We start from the raw sequence: 23,223 nt of genomic DNA, 5'->3' as shown, positions 1-23,223 counted from the left end.
CGAGCCTCCTCATCTCATGCGTTGAACGTAATGTGCGCGGCTGGTGTCGAACCATGTGCGCGAAAATTCGACCGGGGCAGGGCCGTCGGCCCAGCTGAAGCGCTCGATATAGCCAGCGGTCTCACCGGGGCGGCAGTCGAGCTCCGACGGCCCCCAGTCCGGCATCGGCGCGAAGCTGACCCGATCCTCGGCGCTCGCGATCCAGAAGCCGAGCGCGCGTTGGTAGTAGGCGTAAAGCGAGTCCTCGAGATCCTCGGCTTTCACCTCGCCTTTCGCGGCGTCGAGCCAGATTTCCTCCGCTGCGACCGGCGTCTCGTCGAGAAAGCGCAGGCGGCGCACCCGGCTCGCGCGCTTGGACGTGCCAAACTCCGGCAGGTCGGCGGGCTTGTCCATCACATCGACCGAGAGGATGCGGGCATTCGGAAATCCGCCTCCCGACAGGAGCTCGATCCGCAGCATGGAGTAGAAATGGTCGCGAAGGTTGCGGGTGCGGATGTAATTGCCCGAGCCCTGAACCCGCTCCAGTAGACCTTTCTCCTCCAGATCCTCCAGCGCGCGCCGCAAAGTGCCCACCGCGATCTTCAGCTGCGCGGCCATCGTCCGTTCGGGGGGAAGGCGCTCCCCGTCGGTCAGTCGGCCCGCCGCGATATCTCGAATCAGCACTTCGGAAACCTGCTTGTAGATCGGCAGTCCGGTGCGCTCTGACCCTTGATTTGCCTGTGTCACTTGGTCGCCCCAAAAATTGATACAGTATTGATCTATATCAAGGCGACTGCTAAGTGAAGGGAAATCGAACGGGAATCGCGAGGGAGGAACGCATGACTGTTGTGCCGGTGAGATCGGGTGATCTCGATGCCGCGGAGGTGTCCTGGTTTTCTGCCCTGTGTTCGGATGATTACCGCTATCTCGGCCAGCCCGAGGGCGATCTCCGCTCCAGCTGGGCGCATTGTTCCGATATCGTGCGAGAGGCCGAGCGGCAGGGCTTCCGTAACATCCTGTGCCCGTCGAGCTATCAGGTGGGCCAAGACACGCTGAGCTTTGTGGCCGGCGCCAGCCAGATCACCAACCGGATGAATTTCCTCGCCGCCGTGCGCTGCGGGGAAATGCAACCGATCATGCTGGCGCGCACCATCGCGACGCTCGACCACATGCTCGAAGGCCGTCTGACGGTGAACATCATCTCGTCGGATTTCCCGGGCGAGAAGGAAGAGAGCGAATTCCGCTACCAGCGCTCGCGCGAGGTGGTGGAGATTCTCAAGCAGGCCTGGACCCAAGACGAGATCAATTACGAAGGTCAGGTCTACAATTTCAAAGGCCTCACGACCGACCCGGCGAAGCCCTATCAGCAGGGCGGCCCGCTTCTCTATTTCGGCGGCTATTCCCCGGCGGCGGTCGAGCTGTGCGCAGAGCATTGCGACGTCTACCTGATGTGGCCCGAGACGAAGGAAGAGCTGGAAGGCCGGATGAAGGTGGTCAACGAGGCCGCCGAGCGGCACGGGCGCGTTCTCGACTACGGGCTGCGAGTCCATGTGATCGTGCGCGACACCGAGGCCGAGGCGAAGGAATACGCGCAGGAACTTGTCTCGAAGCTCGATGACGAGGAAGGCCGGAAAATCCGCGAGCGGGCGCATGATGCGGGCTCGCTCGGCGTGTCGAAGCAGGCGCGCAACCGCGAGATCGCTGATGAGAGCGGCTATGTCGAGCCGAACCTCTGGACCGGGGTGGGGCGCGCGCGTTCGGGCTGCGGCGCGGCGCTGGTGGGCTCGGCCGATCAGGTGCTCTCGAAGCTCGAGGAATATCGCAAGATGGGCATTCGCGCCTTCATCCTGTCGGGCTATCCGCATATCGACGAGGCTCGCCAGTTCGGCCGTCTCGTGATGCCGCATCTCGACACGGTCTCGCTGCCCGAAATCTATGGTCGCGTCCCGATGGGGCCGCCGGCAACACCGCTCGCAGAAGGGGAACGCCGCTAATGGAGAAGAAGATCGACCTTACCTCGGATGTCGCGCTCAGCCGGATCGTCTATGGCATGTGGCGACTGGCCGACGATGCCGACACCTCGCCCGCCCATGTGCGCGCCAAGATCGACGCCTGTCTGGAGCAGGGGATCACCACGTTCGATCATGCCGATATCTATGGCGGCTACACGGCTGAGGGGGTCTTCGGCGCGGCGATGCGCGAAGACCCGTCGCTGCGCGACCAGATGGAGATCGTCACGAAATGTGACATCATCGTCGCGGCGGGCCGTCATTCGCATCGCAAGGTGAAGCATTACGACACCTCGCGCGCCCATATCGAAGCCTCGGTCGAGGCCTCGCTGCGGGAGCTGGCCACCGACCGGATCGACCTGCTGCTTATCCACCGGCCCGATCCGCTGATGGACCATCACGAGACAGGGGCCACGCTCGATGATCTGGTCGCCTCGGGCAAGGTGCGCGCGGTGGGCGTATCGAACTTCCGCCCGTGGGACTGGGAGCTGCTGCAATCGGGGATGAAGACGCCGCTGGTGACCAACCAAATCGAGATCAGCCTTGGCTGTCTGCAGCCCTTCACCAACGGCGATCTGGCCTTCCACCAGCGTCAGTCCCAGCCCGTGATGGCATGGTCGCCGCTGGGTGGCGGCGCGCTGATGACCGGCGAGGGTCGCGTGCAAAGCGTTCTTGATGAGATCGCGCAGACGCAGGGCGTGGATCGTGCGGCTGTCGCGACGGCCTTCCTGCTGGCGCATCCCGCGCGGATCATCCCGGTGATGGGGACGAATAACCTTGAGCGGATCGCGAAGCTTTCCGATGCGCTCAAGGTTCAGATCGACAGGGAGACCTGGTTCCGCCTCTACGAGGCCGGGCTCGGTCAGGAGGTCCCATGATGAACGCAACCCGCCAGTTCACCCCGCGCACTTTCGTGCCGGGCCCAGAGAATACCCGCTTGCTGCGCGACGCCTTCGGGCGGTTTGCCACGGGCATCACCATCGTGACCGCCGCCAGCGAGAACGGCCCTGTCGCGATCACGGCGAACAGTTTCTCTTCGGTCTCGCTCGATCCGCCGCTGGTGATCTGGGCCCCGGATCGCAACTCGCGCCGCTTCGTGCATTTCGAGAAGGCCGAGCATTACGCGATCCACGTGCTGGCCGCCGATCAGGACGATCTGTGTTTCGCGACGACGAAGAACGCCCATGCGCTGCTCGATCACGCCTATCACCTCAACGATCATGGCGTGCCGCTGATCGACGGCTGTCTCGCGCGGTTCGAGTGTCATCGCGTCGCCTGCCACGAGGGCGGCGATCACCTGCTGGTGCTGGGTCAGGTGGAGCGCGCGGTGATGCGCGACGATGGCGATGCGCTGGCCTTTTTCCGCGGACAGGTGCGACGGATCGAGATGAACTGAGGCGCTGACATATCCGGCCCGGACCGCGCAGGAGGAGCGCGGCGCCGGGGCTTCAAGGGATCGCGAGGGAGGAAACGCGCGCATGACCCTGCTGACAATTCTGGCCAGGCCGCTGGTCCGGCTGAACGACATCCTGCTCGCCATCGGTCGGTGGGCGGGTGTTTTCGCCGTGGCGGCGATGGTCATCGCGATCCTGATCCAGATCTGGTTCCGCTATGTGCTCAACAGCGCGCTGCCCTGGCCCGATGAGGCGGCGCGGTTCTGCATGCTCTGGATGGCGGGTCTGATGGCGCCCTCGGCGTTTCGCTCGGGCGGCTTCGTGGCGATCGACATGCTGGCGGTGATGCTGCCGAAGCTGGTGGGGCGCGGGCTGACGCTGGTGCTTTTGGTGTTCTCGCTGCTGGTCTCGGTCGCGGCACTGAAACTCGGCTGGGCCGGGATCACCGGCTTTGGCGGGAAATTCGCGACCGCCTCGCTCTGGGTGCCGGAAAACCTGGCCTTCGACGCTTGGATTCGCGTGCCGCGGAGCTGGATGATGGCCTCGCTCGTGGTGGGCTTCGCGCTTCTCGTGCTGGTCAATATCGAGCTGATCCTGCGCAATCTGCTCGCCTTCCGCACCGGGGACGATCCGCTGCCGCCGGTCTGGTCCGTCGCCGGAGGGGCCGAGTGATGCTGGTCTGGTTCCTGCCCCTTTTCCTCGTCCTGATCCTGATCGGCTTCCCGATCTTCTTCGCGCTTCTGGCAGCGCCCGGCGCGATGCTGCTCCTGAACGGGCAAGAGCGCGATTTCGCGCTGCTTTACCGCAACCTTTACAACGGGATGGACAGCTTCCCGCTGCTCGCGATCCCGTTCTTCATGCTGGCGGGCGAGATGATGAATTCGGGCGGCATCACGCGCCGTCTGGTGGAGTTCTCGGAAGCGATGATGGGCCATCTGCGCGGCGGGCTCGCGCATGTGAATGTCCTGTCCTCGATGCTGTTCGCGGGGCTTTCGGGCTCGGCGGTGGCCGACACTTCGGCACTGGGTTCGATGCTGATCCCGGCGATGGAACAGCAGGGCTACACCCGCAAATTCGCCGCCGCCATCACCGCGGCCAGCTCGGTGATTGGCCCGATCATCCCGCCTTCGGGCATCATGATCATCTACGCCTATGTCATGGGCCAGTCGGTCGCGGCGCTGTTCCTCGCGGGGATCGTGCCAGGGGCGCTCGTCGGTATCGGGCTGATGCTGATGGTCAAGTTCATGGCCAACAAGCACGGGTTTCCCCCCGCCTCGAAGAAACACACCTGGCCCGAGCGCGGGCAGGCATCCTTGCGCGCGTTTTTCCCGCTGATGACGCCGGTGATCATTCTAGGCGGTATCTTGGGCGGTGTCTTCACGCCGACCGAGGCGGCGGCAATCGCCGTGGCCTATGCGCTGATCGTCGGTCTCTTCATCCTGCGCACGCTGCGCTGGGGCGACCTGCCGCATATCCTGATGCGGGCGGGGCTGACCTCTTCGGTGGTGCTTTTGCTGGTGGGCGCGGCGATGGCGTTCAAGACCGTCGTCAGCCTTGCGCACGCCCCCGAGGCGCTGGCGGAATTCATCCTCGGCCTGTCGCAGAACCCGCTGATCCTGCTGTTCCTGATCAATATCCTGCTGTTCATCGTGGGCATGTTCCTCGACGCGGGCCCCGCGATCATCGTGCTGGGACCGATCCTCGCGCCGATCTTCACCGGGCTCGGCGTCGATCCGATCCATTTCGCGATCATCATGAGCGTGAACCTGACCGTGGGCCTCGCGACGCCGCCGATGGGGCTGGTGCTGTTCGTCGCCGCCGCCGTCTCGAAAGAGCGGGTCGAGACCATCGCCCGCGCGATCCTGCCGTTCCTCGCGGTCGAAGTGGCCGTGATCTTCCTGATTACCTATTTTCCCGCGATTTCGATGACCATCCCCCGCCTGACGGGGTTCGCCAACTAAGACAAGACTGAAGCATATAGGGAGGAAACGATGCTCAGAACTTTTGTGAAATCGCTTGCGTTGGGGGCCGTGCTGGCCTCGGGGCTCGGCATGGCCGCGCAGGCTCAGGACGATACGATCACCCTGCGCGCGGTCGCCAACTCCAACACCAATGACGAGGATTACGACGGTCTCGTCGTGTTCAAGAACTATGTCGAGAATGCCTCGAACGGGAAGATCAAGGTCGACCTCTTCATCGGCACGCAGCTCTGCTCGAACGGGGCGGAGTGCCTGCAGGGCATCGCGGATGGCTCGCTCGATATCTACATCTCGACCTCGGGCGGCGCCGCGGGGATCTTTCCTTACGTGCAGGTCCTCGACCTGCCGTATCTGATGCCGAACGACCGGGTGGCCGAGGAAGTGCTGACCCATACCGACTTCACCTCGGAGCTGCGCAAGATGGCGCTGGCGGATAGCGACGACATGATCCGCCTGATGACGATCGGGAATACCGGCGGCTGGCGCAACTTCGCCAACACCAAGAAGACGGTGAAGACGCCCGCAGATCTGAAGGGGATGAAGATCCGCACCATCGTCGCCGACCTGCCGCAAGAGTTGGTGAAGGCGATGGGTGCTTCGCCGACCCCGATCCCGTGGCCGGAGCTTTTCACCGCGATGCAGACCGGCGTTGTGGACGGCACCAAGAACGGCATCACCGACATCATGAACATGAAATTCCCCGAGGCCGGGCTGAAGCATCTGACGCTCGACGGGCATGCCTACATGGCGGCGCTGTGGTGGATGAACAACCAAAAGTTCAAGGAGATGTCGCCCGACATGCAGCGTGTGATCGTAGACGGGTTCGCCGCGCTCCAGCAGGCGACCTTCGCCTCGCCCAAGCGCAAGTCGATCGCCGCCTATGAGGAGTTCAAGAAGGACGGCGGCGAGATATACGTGCCGACGCCCGAGGAAAAGCAGCAGTTCCAGGACGCGGCGAAGCCGGTCTATGGCTGGTTCAAGGACAACGTCCAGAACGGTGGCGAAGTATTCGATGACCTGCAATCAGCCGTCGATCAGGCATCGAAGACCGTCGATGCAGAGCGTGCGAACGAGCTGAACTGAGCCTTTGCTCCCGATGAAGAGCGAACCCGCGCCTCGTGGCGCGGGTTTGTCATTTTCTAGGCTTAGGATTCATAACCAGTAGATGACGAGAGCCGCCAGGGCGATGGCGGAGAGGAAGACCTTCGGAGATCGGTCATAGCGAGTCGCCACACGCCTCCAGTCTTTGAGACTGCCGAACATTATCTCAATCCGGTTACGGCGCTTGTAGCGGCGTTTGTCATATTTGATGGGCGTCTTGCGTTGCTTCCGGCCCGGGATGCAGGCGCGTATCCCCTTGTCCTGAAACGCGTCTCGGAACCAGTCGACCTTGGGTAGGCTGCTCAGCAGCGCCCGCGCACCGATGTAGTCGCCGACCTGCCCAGCGGTGACGAACAGGCTGAGCGGTCGCCCTTGGCTGTCGCAGATGGCATCCAGTTTGGTATTCCGTTTTCGGGCGAAACTGCCCCCCGGACAGTTTCTTTTTCCCTCAAACCCCTTGGTTCGCTCGATCAGGCGACCGCGCCCCCCTTTTTCGCGGCCAGGCTGGTCGCGGTGCGGTGTGCATTCAGGTAGGTTGCGTCGATCATCACGGTCTTTTTCTCTCCGTTTTCGGAGCCGTGAATCACGCGACGCAACACAAATCAATGCATCCTGACCCTAGGCCTCGGTCGCGTTCGACCGGCAGCGCGCAACGAATGTCGGCTTCGTTCCATCTCGCTTCGACCGAACGAAAAGACAAAAGCCGGGTGGCGCAAGACGCGCGCACCCGGCCAGATTGGTCTCTTAGCCCTTCACGATCATCCGGTAGCGCAGTTGGTCGAAGATCACGGCGCAGATGAGCAACAGGCCGATGAGCACCATCTGCATGTAGGAGCTGACCTGCGCGAGGTTCATCCCGTTTTGCATCAGGATGATGAAGAAGGCGCCGAGCACGACATTCTCCACCCGGCCGATCCCGCCGCGCAGCGAGACCCCGGCGATGACGCAGGCCGCGATGCTCTCCATTGCGATCGTGCCGCCAAGGTTCGCATCGCCGCTCTCGACGCGCGCGGTCAGCAGCAGGCCGGTCAGGGCCGCGATCACGGCGCAAAGGCCATAGACGAGGATCAGCGTGCCGCGGGTGTTGATCGCCGACAGATGGGCCGCCTTGATGTTGCCGCCGACGGCATAGATCCGGGCGCCGACGCGGGTGCGGGCCATGAGCACCCACATCACGATGATGGCGATCACGGCGATCACCACGGGCACGGGCACTCCGAACACCCGGCCGAAGCCAAACGTGTCACCGAAGGCGAAGGGCAGGCCCGAGACCGGCACGCCCCCGGTCAGGAACAGCGCAAGCCCGGTCCCGACAGACGAGACACCCAGCGTCATGATGAAGGGCGAGACGTCGAACAGCGCGACGCCGATCCCGTTCACCGCACCCACGATCAGCGCGACCGCGAAGCCTGCGAAGGCCCCGATCAGGATCACGAGCCAGATCGCATCGGGGAAGATCTGCGCAGCCCAGGTCATCGCCAGCGCCGAGACGACGGAACTGAGCGCGATCACCGTGCCGACCGAGAGGTCGAAGCCGCCCGAGATCAGCACCAGCATCTGGCCCAGCGACACGAGCACCAGATAGACCGATTGCCGTGCCACGTTGATCAGGTTCTGCGGCGACAGGAAGTTCGGCGCGGCGAGGGTGAAGATCACGACGGCCGCGATGAGGAAGAACGGCAGCACGCCGAGCTTGATGAAGATACGCAGCGGCAGCGCCGCCAGCGAAGGCTTGGAATTGGCCTGCATCATGCGGGGCTTCCTTCTGTGTCTTGGAGTGTCTGTTGGGAGGCGCCGGGCTGGTCGAAGAAATAGCGCAGGACGATGTCCTCGCGCAGATCCTCGCGCGGCAGCTCGGCGGTGATCTTGCCATTGGCGAGCACAATGGCGCGGTGGGCGAGGTTCATCACCTCTGGCAGATCCGACGAGATCACCACCACGGCCTTTCCGGCCTCGGCCAGTTCCGCGATCAGCCGGTAGAGCGCCGCGCGGGTGCCCATGTCGACGCCCACGGTCGGCTCGTCGAAGATGTAGAGATCGGCCTCATGCCCGAAGGCCTTGCCGAACAGCACCTTCTGCTGATTGCCGCCCGAGAGCTTGCCGACGACGCGGCTGCGGTAGCTTTCGTGCAGTTCGACATGGCCGAAGATTTCCGCCGCGCGGGTGCTCAGCTGGCGCGAGCGCAGCAGCGGGCCACCCTCGGCCATCAGGTCTATCACCAGATTGCCGCGCGGCGTCTCGGCGAGGATCAGGCCCTCATGCTTGCGGTCGGGCGAGAGATACCACGCGCCCGCCTTCACCAGCTTGCGGGTCTGCGCGCCGGTGACGTCCCGGCCCTTGAAGCGGACCTGCCCGGCATGGGTCGCGTTGAGCCCCATCACCGAGCGGAACAGCCGCGACTTGCCCGAGCCCACGAGGCCCGCGACGCCCAGCACCTCGCCCCGGCGCACCTCGAAGGAGGCGTGATCTATTCCGGGGGCGCTGAGGTTTTGCACGTCGAGGACGACTTCGCCGGGCGTATGGGCGATGCTCGGGTAGATGTCGCGGATCTCGCGCCCGGCCATCATGTCCACGAGCGACTGCTCGGTCATATCGGCCATCGGCGCGGTGCCGATATGCGCACCGTCGCGCAGCACCGTCACGCGCTCTGCGATGCGCTCGAATTCATGGACGCGGTGCGAGATATAGATGATCCCCACGCCTTCGGATTTGAGCCGCCCGATCACCTCGAAGAGCTGATCGACCTCGCGATCGGTCAGCGAGGCGGTGGGCTCGTCGAGGATCAGGACCGACAGATCGCCCTGCATCGCCTTGGCGATCTCGACCATCTGCTGTTGCGCCCGCGACAGGCGCGCCACGGTCAGGTCCGGGTCGATGTCGAAGTTCAGATCGGTCAGGATCTGCTTCGCCCGCTGGCGCATCGCGCGCGGCGACAGGAAGGGGCCGACGCCCGGCTCGTGACCCAGAAACATGTTCTGCGCTACGCTCATCGTCGGGATCAGCGAGAATTCTTGAAAAACGGTATGGATGCCTTTGGCCTGCGCATCGGCCACCGAGGCGAACTGGACCGGCTCGCCGCGCATCTCGATCGTGCCGGAGGTCGGGGTATTGGCGCCCGCCAGCAGCGAGATCATCGTCGATTTCCCCGCGCCGTTCTCACCGAACAGCACATGCAGCTCACCCGCATAGAGGTCGAAATCGACGGCATCGAGGGCGAGGACGCCCGGATAGGCCTTGCTCAGCCCATGCGCCTGTAGAAGCGGTTTGCTCGTCATTTGCTGTCTCCCAGGGCAGGAATTGGCGGCGCCGGCGGAAGGGGGAGGGCCGGCGCCGCGCGTCGTCAGTTCACCGAGAAGACCGGCTGGAAGCCGTCCGGCGGCAGCACCGCGGAACGCGGGGTGTCTTCGATATTGTCCTTGGTGATGACGAAGATCTTCGGACCGACATGTTTGACGTAGTCCTTGCCTTCGAGGATCCGCACCGCCTGATCGACTGCGATCCGGCCCTGGATGACCATCGAGTCCGCCGGGGCCGCCTCGATGAAGCCGCGCTGGATGCCGCTATAGACGCCGGGCGTCAGGTAGAAGGCGAGGTTGCCGACCTTGTCGGTCAGGCCGCGCTCGCGCAGCAGGCCCTGTGCCACTTCCGCGGTCACTGCGGTGCCCGCGATGTAGCTCACTTCCGGGTTCGCCTGCAGCACGTCTTCGACCAGCTTGAGCTGGGCTTCCTTGCCGGTGTCGCCATAGCGCGGCTCGAGCACTTTCACGGCCGAGCCTTTCACGGCTTCCATGAAGCCCTTGTTCGCGGCTTCGACCCAGCCTGCGCCTGCCGGACCCGGGAACCAGCCGACGGTCACTTCGTCGCTGCCCTCGGGGTGTTTCTGCGCGAGGTAGGCGCCGATTTCTTTGCCCATCGTCTCGAAGGAGACGAGCGACTTGGCCGCGAGGTCGGGCGAGGACATGCCGTTGACGAGGTCGATGACCGGGATGTCCTTGTCGGCCAGTTCCTTCACGACCGAGTTCAGACCGTCATAGGAGATCGCCCCGATGATGACCGCCTGCGCGCCACCGGCGGCACAGTCCTCGATCTGGCTGATCTGCTTGGCGAGGTTGGTGTAGCCACCGGCCTCGACCACGTTCAGGCTGACGCCTTCACGCTTGGCCTCTTCGGTCACGCCGTAATCGACGCCCAGCCAATAGGCATCTTTCATGTGCGGGAAGGAGACGCAGATCTTGTAATCCTTGTCGGCCTTGGCCAGCGCCTCATATTCGATGGGCTGGGCGGTGCCATCGGCGGAGAAGGCCGGGACGACCTCTTCGGCGGGGTAGGGGAACCACGCATCCTCGGCCATGGCCGGGAGCGCGGCACACGTTGCGCCCAGAAGCGCGACGGATGTCAGGACATGTTTCATTGTTCAGAGACCTCTCTGTTGCTTGGTTTGATCGCGGGTTGTCCCCGCTTGTGGAATAACGTCGGCGCGGGGCGCCCGGGATTTACCCGAGCGCGGCGCGGATCTTGTCGAGCCGTTCGCGGCGTGCGGTGCGCGCGGCCAGTGCCTGTTCCATGGTCACTTCGACGAAGCGCACCTTGGTGTTGGGTTGCAGCTGCCCGATCAGGTCCATATCGGCCGAGATCACCGCGCCGAGGGTGAAATACCCCCCGCCCGAGACCGCGTCGCGATGGAGCACGATGGGCTCCTGTCCGCCCGGCACCTGGATCGAGCCGTAGGAATAGCAGCCATCGACGATGTTCGACGGGTCGGAGCCCGCGCCGAAGGGCTGTTCACGCTCGACGAATTCCATCGGCGCGCCACCGCGGAAGCGATAGCCCATCCGGTCCGCCTCGGGGGCGACGGTCCATTCATCGGCGAAGAACTGCGCCTGCGAGGCCGGGGTCAGCCGGTGCCAGTAGAGGCCCGGGAGAACCCGCAGGCTGACCGGCGTCTCGATCGGGGCGAGCAGCGCCTTGTCGAGCTTGCGCTCGGTCATGTCCTTGGACTTGCCGACCGGGATCACGTCGTTCGCCGCGATGGCGCGGCCTTCGACCCCGCCAAGCGCGCCGATCGGATAGGTCGAGCGCGAGCCGAGTGCGCTCGGCGTGTCGATCCCGCCGCCGAAAGCGATGTAGATGCGCGCGCCGGATTTCAGGAAGCCGAAGCTCAGCGTCTGGCCCGCCTTCACGACGAAGGAGGACCAGCTCTCGCGCGGCTCGCCATCGACCATGATCGGCATCTCGCCACCGGTGACGGCTACGAGTGTGTCATCCTCGAACGTCAGTTCCGGGCCCATGAAGACGGCTTCCAGACCGGCCTCGGCCTCGTCATTGCCGACCAGCATGTTGGCGACCCGCATCGCGAAGCGATCCATCGCACCGCCTTCGGGAATGCCGAGATGGAAATAGCCCGGACGACCAAGATCCTGGATCGTCGTCGACAGGCCGGGTTTGACAACCTTAAACGCCATTGAGGGCCTCCATCAGTTTCGCATTGGTGCCCGCCATATCGGCGTTGAACGCTTCGAGATCGAAGGTCACTTCGGCAATGCGGGGGGTATAGGTGCCGTCTTTCACGGCGGCCTCGATCCGGTCGAACTCGGCGCGGTCGATCGGTTTCCACTTCACGATGTCGCCGGGTTTGAAGAAGACCATGAAGTCTTGCAGATAGGAGACGGTCTGGGTCGGATCGAAGATCGTCATCGGGGTGATGCCGAACATCTGGTAGCCGCCCGCGCCGCGCACCGAGTAGATGCAGCCGAAGCAGCCGCCGATACCGACCGTGTGCTTGGGCGTATCGGTCCGGGGGCGCAGGTATTTCGGCACCTCGATCTGCTTCTCGCGCTCGACGAGCTGGTAAAGGAACGGCAAGCCCGCCACGAAACCCACCATCGAGACGAACCACGGCTGCGAGTGATAGGCTTCGATGAAGGCTTCCACGCTGTCATAGCCGTTGATACGCGCGGCATATTCGAGATCGGTCGCCTCCGGATCCTGATGGCGTTCGCGGAACCGCATCAGGGTCTCGTGGGTCCAGGGGTCCTGGAAATAGACCGGGACCTCGACGATCCGCGTGTCGAGGCGCTTCTCGCCGGCCTCGGCCTTGTGCTCGAGCTCCTTGATCCGCGCCATCATCTCGTCGGGCGAGATCACGTCGGGGTTGAAGCGCACTTCAAAGCTGGCATTGGCGGGGCAGATCTCGGTCACGCCGGGAATGTTCGCCTCGGCCACGGCGTTGCGCAGCGACAGTGCTACGAAGAAGGCTTCGAGCGACATCTCCTCGTCGACCTCGACATAGACGTGCTCGTCGCCGCCAAAGGAATACCTTGTCTTCATGGGGATCTCCTATGCTGCGTCGGTTGCGGTGAGGTTGCCGGCATCGAGCCAGGGCTCGAGCCATTGCGTATGGAAGTCGCCGGCGCGTACGCCCGGATCGGCGGCGAGCGCCAGATGCAGGGGCGTGGTGGTCTTCAGGCCGCCGATTTCCAGGTCTTTCAGCGTCTCGGCCATCAGGTCGATCGCGGCCTCGCGGGTCGGCGCATGAACGATCATCTTGCCCAGAAGCGAGTCGTAGAAGGGCGGGATCTGGTAGCCCTCATAGAGGAAGTGATCGAAGCGCAGACCTTCGCCTTCGGGGATCGACAGCGAGGCCACCTTGCCGGGGAAGGGCAGGAACTGCATCAGCGGATCCTCGGCATTGAGGCGCACCTCGATCGCATGGCCCGTGCAGGTGATCTGATCTTGCGTGACGGGCAGCGTCTCGCCGCCCGCGATCAGCAGCATCATGGCGACCAGATCGAGCCCGGTGATCATCTCGGTCACGGGATGTTCGACCTGAATACGGGTGTTCATCTCGATGAAGTAGAACTCATCGGCGACCGCATCGTAGAGATATTCGATCGTGCCCGCGCCGCGATAGTTCACGGCTTCGGCCAGAGCGACCGCCGCATTGCACATCGCCTCGCGGGTGGCGTCCGGCAGGCCGAAGGCCGGGGCTTCTTCCCAGACCTTCTGACGGCGGCGCTGCAGCGAACATTCGCGCTCGTAGCAATGAACCGCGGCCCCCGTGCCGTCGCCGAGGATCTGCACCTCGATATGGCGCGGATTGACGATCACCTTTTCCAGATAGAGGCCACCGTCGCCGAAAGCCGCTTCGGCCTCGGCGCGGGCCTGCGGGGCGAGACGGGCCAGCTCGGCGGCGTCCTGCGCGATCCGGATGCCGCGCCCACCGCCACCGGCGGCGGCCTTGATCATCACCGGGTAGCCGATCTCGTCCGCCACGCTCAGCGCCTCGTCTGCCGTGATGCGCCCGTCAGAGCCGGGCACCGTCGGCACGCCAGCCTCTTTCGCGGCGATCCGGGCGGCGACCTTGTCGCCCATCCGCTCGATCGTCTCGGCCTTCGGGCCGACGAAGGTCATTCCGGCGTCTTCCACGGCGCGGGCGAAATCGGCGTTCTCGGCCAGAAACCCGTAGCCCGGATGGACCGCATCGGCGCCCGCGTCTTTCGCGGCCGCCACGACGGTGGGGATGTTCAGGTAGGATTTCGCGGCAGGCGCTGGCCCGACACAGACCGCCTCGTCGGCGAGCTTGACCGCCAGCATCTCGGCATCGGCCTCGGAATAGGCCTGCACCGTCTTGATGCCGAGCGATTGCGCAGCGCGGATGATCCGCACGGCGATCTCGCCCCGGTTTGCAATGAAGAGAGTTTCGATCGCCATTGGATCAGCCCATCTTCGCGAGCACATCGCCCGCCGAAACCGGCGTCGCATCCGCCGCGACATAGTCCGAGAAGGTGCCCGCGGCCTCGGCTTTTACCTCGATGAAGGTCTTCATCACCTCGATCAGCCCGATCGTGTCGCCGACCGCAACCGCGTCGCCCGCGGATTTGAACGGGGCCGAATTGGGGTCGGGCTTGTGGTAGAAAGTTCCGGGAAGCGGGGAAACGATATCCGTCATGGCTCTCTCCTGTCAGGTCTTTTCATTTTCAGCGAGAACCATCGCCGCAGGGGCAATGGTGACGCCGTTTTCTTGCAGTGCAGTCTTGATCGCGTGGCCGATTTCCAGCGCGCCGGGCGTGTCCGAGTGGAAGCAGATCGACTCGAACTCCACCGTAATCGTCTTGCCGGTGACCGTCTCGACGGTGTTCTCGAGGCAGGCGCGCACGCATTTCGCGGCGAGCTTCTTGGGGTCGGGCGCGGAGACGTGGCGGGCGAAGACGATCGAGCCGCTGTCGTCATAGTCACGGTCGGCATAGAACTCGCGCACGACCGGCTGACCGAGGCGCTTGGCGACCGCGTAGGTCTTCGAGATATCCATGCAGAACAGGATCAGCCCCGGCGCGTAGCGTTGCAGCGTCTCGACCAGATGGCGCGAGAGGTCCTCGTTGCGCGCGGCCTCCATGTAGAGCGCGCCGTGCGGTTTGACGTGCTGCAGCGGCACCCCGTAGCGGCGACCGAATTCGCGCATCGCCCCCACTTGGTAGATGATGTCGTTCACCAGCTCCTCGGAGCTCGCGTTGATATGGCGGCGCCCGAACCCTACGAGATCGCGATAGCCGGGATGCGCGCCGAGACCGACGGAATGCTGATGGCAGAGCTTCGCGACCCGGTTCATCTGCATCGGGTCGCCGGCGTGAAAACCGTTCGCGACATTGGCCGAGGAGATCAGCGGCATCAGCTGATCATCCGGCGCGCCAGCCATGGCCCAATGGCCGAAGCCTTCTCCGAGGTCACAGTTCAGGTCGATGAGTTTCGGCATGTCTCTTCCCAGATCTCTGTTGCAAGATCAGCTTTCGACAATGTGAACGACATGTAAAATTCTAATATCAGTGAGAGCATTATCGTGGTATTCGATAATGTGATTAGACACTGTCCGGTGCAAATTGCTGAAAAATATGGATATGACTTCGATCTGTGCAGATTGCGAACCTCTGATATCTGAATCCCGTGGTCGACATTATCGGAAAATCCGAAAGGAGGCGGCATGAACTTCCGTCAGCTCAAGTATTTCGTGGCCACCGCCGAGACCGGTCAGGTCAGCCGGGCGGCCAACGAACTCTCGATTTCCCAGTCCTCGGTGACGACCGCGATCCGCGAGCTTGAGGCCGAGATGGATACCGAGCTTTTCACCCGGACCTCGCACGGGATGGAGCTGACCCAGTCGGGGCGCGAGTTGCTGGGCCTGTCCTACGATATCCTCACCAAGCTCGACGAGGCGGTGAATATCCGCGAGCGCAGCTCCGGCGTCACCGGGCGGGTTCTCGTCGCGACCACCTACACGGTGATCGGGTATTTCCTGCCCTATCATCTGGGGCGGCTGGCGCGGCTGCACCCCAATCTCGATATCCAGCTCCACGAGCTGAACCGCGAAGCGGTGGAGGAAGGGCTGCTGTCGAACCGGTTCGACATCGCGATCGTGCTGACCTCGAACGTGATGAACCCGGAACTGGAGAGCGAGACGCTGATGCGCTCGCCGCGCAGGCTCTGGCTGCCGCAGGGGCACCGGCTGGCGAACCTGCGCAGCGTCGATTTCAAGGAGATCGCCGACGAGGACTATATCATGCTCACCGTCGACGAGGCGGCGAACACGACGATGAAATACTGGAACTTCGGTTCGACCCAGCCGCGCGTGAAGCTGCGCACCTCGTCGATCGAGGCGGTGCGCTCGATCGTGGCGAACGGGCAGGGGGTGACCGTGCTCTCCGACATGGTCTATCGCCCCTGGTCTCTCGAGGGCAAACGGATCGTAACGGTCGAAACCGATCCGCCCGTTCCGACAATGGATGTCGGTCTGGCCTGGCGCCGAGGGGCCGAGCTGTCTCCGGGCGCGGTTGCGCTCTACGACTACTTCCGGCTGACTTTCGACAGCTCGCTGACGTTGAACAGCTGAGCCAAGGCGATCGAATTTTCCCATCGTCAACAATGCCGACTGCAAATCTGGGGCGTCAGTCTGCAGTCAGGCCGCGCCTCCAAGCCGCGACTTGGAGCGAAGTCGAAGCCTTGGACGCCAGCTCGCATATTTTGAGACAAATCAATGACGCCGCCCGCCCTGTCGGCTGACTGTCGGAAAAAGTCCTGCAGAAACCGTCCTAGAAAACCTCGCCACGGAGTTTCGAGCCCATGCCGACTAAGAAAAAAGACGTCGAGGAGAATACGCCCCCGACGACGGGAATGCTGGCGAAGTCTCGCGAGACACTGCGGGCAGCCTGCGAGCGGCTCAACATTCATCCCGACGTTTTCGAAGAGCTCAAAGGGCCCCGTGAAACTCTGGCCGCCACGCTCTTGATCCGGATGGATGACGGGAGCCGACGCGCGTTCCAGTCGTGGCGGTGCCGCTATAACGACCGGCGGGGTCCGACCAAGGGCGGCGTTCGTTTCCATCCGAACGTCTCGCTCGACGAGATCGAGACGCTTTCCTTCTGGATGACGTTCAAATGCGCCGTGGCCAACCTACCGTTCGGCGGCGGGAAGGGCGGGGTCTGCGTGGACACGAAGACGCTCTCGGTGAACGAATTGGAACGATTGAGCCGGGCCTATGTCGAAGCCTTCGCGCCGTTCATCGGCCCCGATCGCGATATTCTGGCGCCGGACATGTATACGAACGGGATCGTCATCGCGTGGATGGCGGACCAATATAGCTGGATTTCAGGGCAAGCCTCCCCGAGCGCGATTACCGGCAAGCCTCTCGCCTTCGGGGGCACGAACGGGCGGGTCGATGCGACGGCGCGCGGCGGATACTATGCGCTGCGCTATCTGGAATCCGCGCTCGCCCTCGACCCGAACACCGCCACGGTGGCGATCCAGGGGTTCGGGAATGTCGGTTTCCACTGTGCCAAGCTTCTGCACGCAGACGGGTATAAAATCGTCGCCATTTCGGATTCCGCCGGCGGCATCTACGACCCAAGCGGATTGGATCCGCTCGCCGTCATGCAACACAAGCATGAAACCGGCGGCATGAAAGGTGCGAAAGGGCAAGGCAAAACGAAAGAGATTTCGAATGCCGAGTTGTTGGAGCTCGATTGCGACGTGCTGGTGCCTGCCGCGTTGGAACGACAGATCACGCTCGAAAATTGCGACAGGATCAAAGCCCGCATCATTCTGGAAATGGCGAATGGGCCGGTCTCGCCCGAGGCCGACAAGAAGCTGACGGAAGCCGGGCATATCATCGTGCCCGATATCCTCGCGAATTCCGGTGGCGTCACGGTTTCGCATCTGGAATGGGTCCAGAACAGATCGGGTTTTTATTGGGACAGCTCGCGCGTCCGGGATCATCTGAAGACGACGATGGAAACCGAGACGCAATCGATCTGGACATTGCACAACGAAATGGAGCTGTCGATGCGGGATGCCGCCTATATCCACGGTCTGCGGCGGATCGCTGAATCCGTGGAAGCGAGGGGCACACCCGCTTATTTTGAGGGATCATAGCGGCCGATCCCGACCTCAATTGGCACATGGAAAAGCACGATCTCGGGGTCAGCGATAGTCCAAGGTGGCCCGTATCCTCGCAAGGATAAGCTTTCAAAGAAGCGTTGTTCGAGAATATGCATTCACAGTGTGAAGCGTTATCTGTCGACCCCAAAGGTTCCGCGGACGAATAGAGCAATCTCCCGCTCTGGTGCGCTGCGCGCGCGTTAGGGGTTTTGCGTGCGCAGCGCGAAGAGGTTCTGGCTTCTTCAGTCTGGCGCTTCGACCAGGATCTTCACCTGGGATTTTTCCGCGACGAGCGCTTCGAAGCCTTGCTCCACGATCTGATCGATCTTGATCCGCTTGGTCACCAGCTTGTCGGCACTGAAATAGCCCTGCACCATCAGCTCCATCACCGCCGGGTAGACATTGCGGTATGCGATGGTGCCCTGCAGTTGGCGCTCTTTCAGAACGGCCGTATTGGGTTGGAAGGCGGCGTCTCCTTCCCAGATCGAGACGATCAGCGTCTGACCTTCGTGGCGGGTGCTGTCGATGCATTGCGGCAAAACGCGCGGCACGCCGGTCACTTCGAAAGCGACATGAACACCGCCGGTGGCGTCACGAATTTTCGCGACGGGGTCTTCCGCCGTCGGGTCTATGGCGCTGGTGGCGCCGAGTTCGAGCGCTTTCTCGCGGCGTTCAGCCGAGGGCTCGACGACATGGATCTGGGCCGCGCCGGCGACGCGCAGCGCCTCGACGACCAAAAGCCCGATCGGCCCTGCGCCGAAGACCGCAGCCGTGTCACCCGCCCTGATCTTTGATATGCGCACCGCATGCAGCGCGACAGCGGCGGGCTCGACCAACGCGCCCTGTTCCATCGACAGCGCGTCGGGCATCTTGTGAACCATTCGGGCGGGGACAACTGAGGTTGCAGCGAAACCGCCATGTCCCCCGGAGAGCCCGACAAAACCGAGACGGTCACAGAGGTTGTATTTGCCCTCAAGGCATGCGGCGCAGGTGCCGCAGGCGAAGATCGGCTCGATCGCGACACGATCGCCGATGTTCAGTCCCGCGACTCCTTCTCCCAACTCCGCCACGGTCCCGCAATATTCGTGCCCCATGGTGATCGGCGCCTTTTCATGGCTGAGCGGATGATCCTGCTCGACCGGGACGAAGATCGGTCCCGCCAGATATTCGTGCAGATCGGACCCGCAGATTCCGGTCCATGCGACCTTGATCGCGACCTCTCCGGGGCCGGGGGTAGGGGTGTCTATTTCCTCGACGCGAATGTCTTTCACGCCGTGCCAACGTGCAGCTTTCATGGAATGTCTCCGTTCAATGGGGGAAGTTCTCCCGGCCCGTGTGGGGCCGGGAGAGGGATGGGGTCAGGAAAGGTGGTGGACTTCCTGAAGCCCGTAGACCGGGGTCTCCAGCCCCTCCAGTCGCGCTTTCAGTTGCAGCGCGAGATAGAGCGAGTAATGCCGCGATTGGTGCAGGTTGCCGCCCATGAACCACAGATGCTCCTGTTGGGTCGGCTTCCACATATTGCGCTGCTCGCCTTCCCACGGGCCGGGGTCTTTTGTGGTGTCCGAACCAAGCCCCCAGACCTTGCCAACCTTGTCGGCGACCTCTTGGCTGATCAGATCGGCGGCCCAGCCGTTCATCGAGCCGTAGCCGGTTGCGAAGACCACCAGATCGGCGGGCAAGCGCGTGCCGTCGGCGAGCACCACAGCGTCCTCCTCGAAATGGTCGACCTGCCCCTTGGCCAGCTTCACCTCGCCATCGATGATCAGCTGGCTGGCGCCCACGTCGATGTAATAGCCCGAGCCGCGGCGCAGGTATTTCATGAACAGCCCGGAGCCATCGTCGCCCCAGTCCAGATCGAAGCCGGCCTTTTCCAGCCCTGCATAGAACTCCGCATCGCGCTCGCGCATCTGGTCATAAAGCGGGATCTGGAACTCGTGCATGATCTTGTAGGGCAGGGAGGCGAAGATCATGTCTGCCTTCTCGGTTGTGACACCGTTGGCGAGCGCCTCTTCCGAGTAGAGCGCGCCGAGCCCGATCTCCATCAGCGAGTCCGAGCGCACGATATGGGTGGAGGATCGCTGCACCATGGTGACATCCGCATCGCCTTCCCAGAGTGCCGCGCAAATGTCGTGCGCGGAGTTGTTCGAACCGATCACGACCACTTTCTTGCCAGTCCACGGATCGGGGCCCTCATGCTGCGACGAGTGTTGGATCGTGCCCTTGAAGTCTTCCATGCCCGGGAAATGTGGCATGTTCGGCTTGCCAGACATTCCGGTCGCGAGCACAAGCTGCGTCGGCTCCAGAGTCACCGTCTCGCCGTCACGATTGACCTCGACTGTCCATTTTCCGGTGGCTTCGTCGTAGCTGGCACCGGTCACTTCGGACCGCGTCCAGTAATTGATCTCCATCACCTTGGTATACATCTCGAGCCAGTCGCCAACCTTGTCCTTGGGCGTGAAGACCGGCCAATTGTCGGGAAACTTGATGTAGGGCAGGTGGTCATACCAGATCGGGTCATGCAGGCAGAGCGACTTGTAACGGCTCCGCCACTGGTCGCCGGGCCGGTCATGCTTATCCAGCACGATCGCAGGCACACCAAGCTGGCGCAGCCGCGCACCCAGCGCGATCCCGCCCTGACCGCCGCCGACGATCAGCACATAGGGCTGCGTGCCATAGCCCAGATCCGCCTCTTCCGCCTCGCGCCGCTCCTTCCACGAGGTCCGGTTCTTGCGCGCGCCATGTTCAGCGCCCATCGGGCGGCGCGTGCCGCGGTTTTCCTCGAAGCCTTTGAGTTCCTGCAGCGCCGTCAGCAGCGTCCAGATGCGGCCATCTCGGATCCGCATCAGGCCCCAGCCGCGGCCCGACTTCGTCTCGAAAGTGACCCAGGCGGTGATCACGCCGCCCTCCTCGGCAGGGATCTCGCCCGACTGGATCTCGAACTTGCCGGGGCGGGTGTGCTCGAGCTGGTTTCTCAGCATGTCGGCGACGCCGTCCGGCCCTTCCACGGTTTTCAGGTTCCAGCTGACCGCAACGAGGTCGCGCCAGTAGCTGTCGGTCGCAAACAGCGCGGCCGCGCGGTCGATATCGCCGCTCTCCAGCGCGGCGTTCAGGCTGTCCAGCATGTCCTGGGTCTGTGTGTTGATGGTGGTATCAAGCATCGCGTCTCCTCCTCTGCGCGTGTCTCTAGGAGGAGTATCGGGGCGTGATCGCTGAGCGATCCATGGTCGAGACGCGTGCAAAGGGAGGAAAAGCGCCTGCTGCGGCGCGGCATGTTGCGCGCGCAACAAGGGCGCAACATATCACTCGGGCGGACGCAACCCGGCCTTGCGGATCCGACGCAGGATAGTCGAGCGGTTGACCCCGAGCCGCCGGGCGGCGCGCGCCATGTTCCACTCGCAGGCGTCCAGAATCTCCTCGAGCATGTCCCATGGGTCACTCGGTGCGGGCAGGGCCTTCTCGATTTGCGGGGTTACTTCGACGGGGTTAGGCAGATCGAGGAGGTCGATCACCGAGCCGACACAGAGCGCCGCCGCCACGTCGAGAACCTGTTCGAGCTCGCGGATATTGCCGGGCCAGCTACGTCCCAGCAATTCGGCCCGTGCCGAGGGCGACAGCCGGACCGCGTCGCCCGCGTGGCGGCGCAGATGACGCGACATCAGCCAATCGAGATCACGCCGCATCCGCAGGGGCGGGACGCTGAGCGCGCACCCCGCGAGCCGATGGAAAAGCGGACGCGGCAGCGCGATCTGGCTGGGCTCAAAGCAACTCGTCGCCAGCGTGCGCAATTCGGGGCGCCGGTCGAGTAGCCCGCCGAGCGCGATCGCCGTCTCCGGAGCGATCTCTTCGATCCGGCGCAGCAGAAGCGTCGTCGGCCCGATTGCCTCGGCGCAGTTTTGCATCAGCGCCTGCGGGTCGAGCCCCGCGCATTCGAGGCTGATGAACCCTTGCGCCTTGCTGGTCATGTGGATCGCACGGGCGAGTTTCGTCTTTCCGGTGCCGGTCTCGCCACAGATCAGCAGGGGCACATTGCCCGGGGCCAGCCGCTCAGCCTGTCCGATCAAACGGTTCATCTCCGGATCGCCCCCGGTCAGGCCCGCGAGCGGTCCGCCACGACGCAGTCCCTGATGAGGGTGACGTGGCGCTTTGGGTGCGATCGCATGACCAAACAACGCCCCACCATCGCGCATCTCGATCACCCGCTCCTCGGTCGGGCGGTCACGCATCAGGTCGGGCAGGTCATCGACGCTGATGCTGAGCACCTCATCGATCCCGCGCCCGAGGATCGGGGCGCCTTCGGGAAACAACCGCCGCGCGGCGCGGGTATAGCCCAGCACGCGACCGGAGCCATCGAGCCGCACAGCGGCCTCGGGATCGACATCAAGGAATTCCGGGCTGGAGGACAGGCGCAACACCCAGTCGCGCGGGCTCTCGGCCATCAGGTTGGCCATCTCGACCCGTCGTGCCGCTGACGTCACGAGATTCATCGCGAGGTTCTGGCTACTCTTGGGCGTGGGCGAGCGCAAAAGCGAAATGTCGAGCACCGCTGCCAGTTGTCCGAGACTGTCGAAGATCGGCGCGGCGGTGCAGGACAAAACAGTATGGGCGTTTCCGAAATGATCGTCCTGATGCACGGTCACAGGCTCTTGCGTCACGATGCAAGCCCCGACACCACAGGTTCCGGCCAGGTCCTCGGACCAGTTCGATCCTAGATAGAGCCCCGCGCTGCGCAGGTCTTCGGTGAAGAGATCGTCGCCGAAGAAATCGACACAGACCCCTTTGGCGTCGGTGAGCAGCAAGACGTAATTTTGTCCTGCCACCTGCCGGAAAAGCGACTGCAACCCGGAACGCGCCGCCGCGATCATCCATTCCGCCTGCTTGCGGTGATCGCGCAGCTCTGCCTCGGTCACGATATAGGCCGGGTCGGAGCGCGTCGGATCCATGCCGTAAAGCTCGACACAACGCCGCCACGAGGCCGAAACGAAACTGTCTCGCCCGGTCTGGCTGCCGTCCAGCACCCGTCCGATCTCCTCGACATGCCCTGCATCTCTCATGGCGCGTCGCCTCCCTGGAGGGACAATAGCACAGGCTGCGCTTCAGACCGGAATAGAAATTGGTCGTAGAGAATGGTGTGCCGATGCGGAGCTTTTTACCTCTATCTCCAACAAGGTCGCGCCAGGCCGCAATCGTTTTGCGATTGTCTTTGAAAATTTGAATGCACGAGAAGTGAGAGCTGCGGTGCGATATCCCGACCGACAACGCAGGCCGTCCGGCTTGGTGCCCCTCTCGGTGATTTTGGCTCGGCCGATGTCGATGTTGGCGGCTCCTGTGCGAAACTCG

At 63.4% G+C, this 23,223-nt stretch carries 20 protein-coding genes and 1 pseudogene; 8 read left to right on the top strand and 13 right to left on the bottom strand.

From position 1 onward, the window contains the following. Positions 1-9: 9 nt before the first annotated feature. On the bottom strand, positions 10-726 hold the full coding sequence (locus tag BMI89_RS02730) for a GntR family transcriptional regulator (RefSeq protein ID WP_210402134.1): 717 nt from the start codon (positions 724-726) through the stop codon (positions 10-12). Positions 727-818: 92 nt separating this feature from the next. On the opposite strand from BMI89_RS02730, the gene BMI89_RS02725 reads away from it, so the two are divergent. The 6 genes from BMI89_RS02725 (at position 819) to dctP (ending at position 6,444) form a co-directional block, all read left to right on the top strand. Further along, the gene (locus BMI89_RS02725) at positions 819-1,973 is read left to right on the top strand and encodes an LLM class flavin-dependent oxidoreductase (RefSeq protein ID WP_078569738.1); all 1,155 of its coding nucleotides are present in this window, start codon (positions 819-821) and stop codon (positions 1,971-1,973) included. After that, complete coding sequence (locus tag BMI89_RS02720; protein WP_078569737.1) at positions 1,973-2,866, top strand: aldo/keto reductase; 894 nt, start codon at positions 1,973-1,975, stop codon at positions 2,864-2,866. Before BMI89_RS02725 ends, BMI89_RS02720 begins: the two co-directional genes overlap by 1 nt. Further along, positions 2,866-3,384, top strand: a complete 519-nt coding sequence (locus BMI89_RS02715) for a flavin reductase family protein (protein ID WP_078569769.1) — start codon at positions 2,866-2,868, stop codon at positions 3,382-3,384. The genes BMI89_RS02720 and BMI89_RS02715 overlap by 1 nt, the downstream gene beginning before the upstream one ends. An 82-nt stretch (positions 3,385-3,466) precedes the next feature. After that, positions 3,467-4,054, top strand: coding sequence for a TRAP transporter small permease subunit (locus tag BMI89_RS02710; protein ID WP_078569736.1), 588 nt, complete (start codon positions 3,467-3,469; stop codon positions 4,052-4,054). Next, entirely contained in the window at positions 4,054-5,343 is a 1,290-nt protein-coding gene (locus BMI89_RS02705; protein ID WP_078540029.1) for a TRAP transporter large permease, read from the top strand. Before BMI89_RS02710 ends, BMI89_RS02705 begins: the two co-directional genes overlap by 1 nt. A gap of 30 nt (positions 5,344-5,373) precedes the next feature. Beyond that, entirely contained in the window at positions 5,374-6,444 is a 1,071-nt protein-coding gene (dctP, locus tag BMI89_RS02700) for a TRAP transporter substrate-binding protein DctP (protein ID WP_078569735.1), read from the top strand. 69 nt (positions 6,445-6,513) lie between these two features. Here dctP and BMI89_RS02695 read toward each other — a convergent pair. The 9 genes and pseudogenes from BMI89_RS02695 to BMI89_RS02655 all read right to left on the bottom strand — a co-directional run. Further along, a pseudogene (locus BMI89_RS02695) lies at positions 6,514-7,052 on the bottom strand (transposase); the annotation flags it as partial. A 154-nt stretch (positions 7,053-7,206) separates the two neighbouring features. Continuing rightward, positions 7,207-8,214, bottom strand: coding sequence for an ABC transporter permease (locus tag BMI89_RS02690; protein WP_232621712.1), 1,008 nt, complete (start codon positions 8,212-8,214; stop codon positions 7,207-7,209). Next, positions 8,211-9,737 (bottom strand): sugar ABC transporter ATP-binding protein, encoded by a 1,527-nt coding sequence (locus tag BMI89_RS02685; RefSeq protein WP_078569734.1) that lies wholly within the window; start codon positions 9,735-9,737, stop codon positions 8,211-8,213. The genes BMI89_RS02690 and BMI89_RS02685 overlap by 4 nt, the downstream gene beginning before the upstream one ends. A 65-nt stretch (positions 9,738-9,802) precedes the next feature. Beyond that, complete coding sequence (torT, locus tag BMI89_RS02680) at positions 9,803-10,873, bottom strand: TMAO reductase system periplasmic protein TorT (RefSeq protein WP_078569733.1); 1,071 nt, start codon at positions 10,871-10,873, stop codon at positions 9,803-9,805. An 82-nt stretch (positions 10,874-10,955) separates the two neighbouring features. Continuing rightward, a complete protein-coding gene (locus BMI89_RS02675) occupies positions 10,956-11,924 on the bottom strand; it encodes a biotin-dependent carboxyltransferase family protein (protein ID WP_078569732.1) in 969 nt (322 codons plus the stop codon). Next, positions 11,914-12,789 carry a carboxyltransferase domain-containing protein gene (locus tag BMI89_RS02670; protein ID WP_078540024.1) on the bottom strand — a complete coding sequence of 292 codons (876 nt, stop codon included), beginning with the start codon at positions 12,787-12,789 and terminating at the stop codon, positions 11,914-11,916. Before BMI89_RS02670 ends, BMI89_RS02675 begins: the two co-directional genes overlap by 11 nt. Positions 12,790-12,798: 9 nt before the next feature. Further along, entirely contained in the window at positions 12,799-14,172 is a 1,374-nt protein-coding gene (locus tag BMI89_RS02665; RefSeq protein WP_078569731.1) for an acetyl-CoA carboxylase biotin carboxylase subunit, read from the bottom strand. Positions 14,173-14,176: 4 nt separating this feature from the next. Then, the gene (locus BMI89_RS02660) at positions 14,177-14,410 is read right to left on the bottom strand and encodes an acetyl-CoA carboxylase (RefSeq protein ID WP_078540022.1); all 234 of its coding nucleotides are present in this window, start codon (positions 14,408-14,410) and stop codon (positions 14,177-14,179) included. 12 nt (positions 14,411-14,422) lie between these two features. Further along, positions 14,423-15,211: a 5-oxoprolinase subunit PxpA gene (locus BMI89_RS02655; protein ID WP_078569730.1), complete on the bottom strand. Its 789-nt coding sequence runs from the start codon at positions 15,209-15,211 to the stop codon at positions 14,423-14,425. A 225-nt stretch (positions 15,212-15,436) separates the two neighbouring features. Here BMI89_RS02655 and BMI89_RS02650 point away from each other — a divergent pair, with 225 nt between their 5' ends. Both BMI89_RS02650 and BMI89_RS02645 read left to right on the top strand, forming a co-directional pair. Further along, a complete protein-coding gene (locus tag BMI89_RS02650; RefSeq protein ID WP_078545613.1) occupies positions 15,437-16,342 on the top strand; it encodes a LysR family transcriptional regulator in 906 nt (301 codons plus the stop codon). A gap of 230 nt (positions 16,343-16,572) precedes the next feature. Continuing rightward, positions 16,573-17,880, top strand: coding sequence for a Glu/Leu/Phe/Val dehydrogenase (locus BMI89_RS02645; protein ID WP_210402133.1), 1,308 nt, complete (start codon positions 16,573-16,575; stop codon positions 17,878-17,880). 248 nt (positions 17,881-18,128) lie between these two features. On the opposite strand, the gene BMI89_RS02640 is transcribed toward BMI89_RS02645, so the two are convergent. From BMI89_RS02640 to BMI89_RS02630, 3 genes are all read right to left on the bottom strand, one after another. Then, complete coding sequence (locus BMI89_RS02640; RefSeq protein WP_078569728.1) at positions 18,129-19,181, bottom strand: 2,3-butanediol dehydrogenase; 1,053 nt, start codon at positions 19,179-19,181, stop codon at positions 18,129-18,131. A gap of 63 nt (positions 19,182-19,244) precedes the next feature. Further along, on the bottom strand, positions 19,245-21,044 hold the full coding sequence (locus BMI89_RS02635) for an NAD(P)/FAD-dependent oxidoreductase (protein ID WP_078569727.1): 1,800 nt from the start codon (positions 21,042-21,044) through the stop codon (positions 19,245-19,247). Between the two features lie 141 nt (positions 21,045-21,185). Then, positions 21,186-22,937, bottom strand: coding sequence for a sigma-54-dependent Fis family transcriptional regulator (locus tag BMI89_RS02630; protein WP_078569726.1), 1,752 nt, complete (start codon positions 22,935-22,937; stop codon positions 21,186-21,188). Between the last annotated feature and the right edge of the window lie 286 nt (positions 22,938-23,223).

It is taken from the genome of Thioclava sp. F36-7, from assembly GCF_002020075.1.
GTDB lineage: Bacteria > Pseudomonadota > Alphaproteobacteria > Rhodobacterales > Rhodobacteraceae > Thioclava > Thioclava sediminum.
This window is presented reverse-complemented; position numbering and strand designations above follow the sequence as displayed.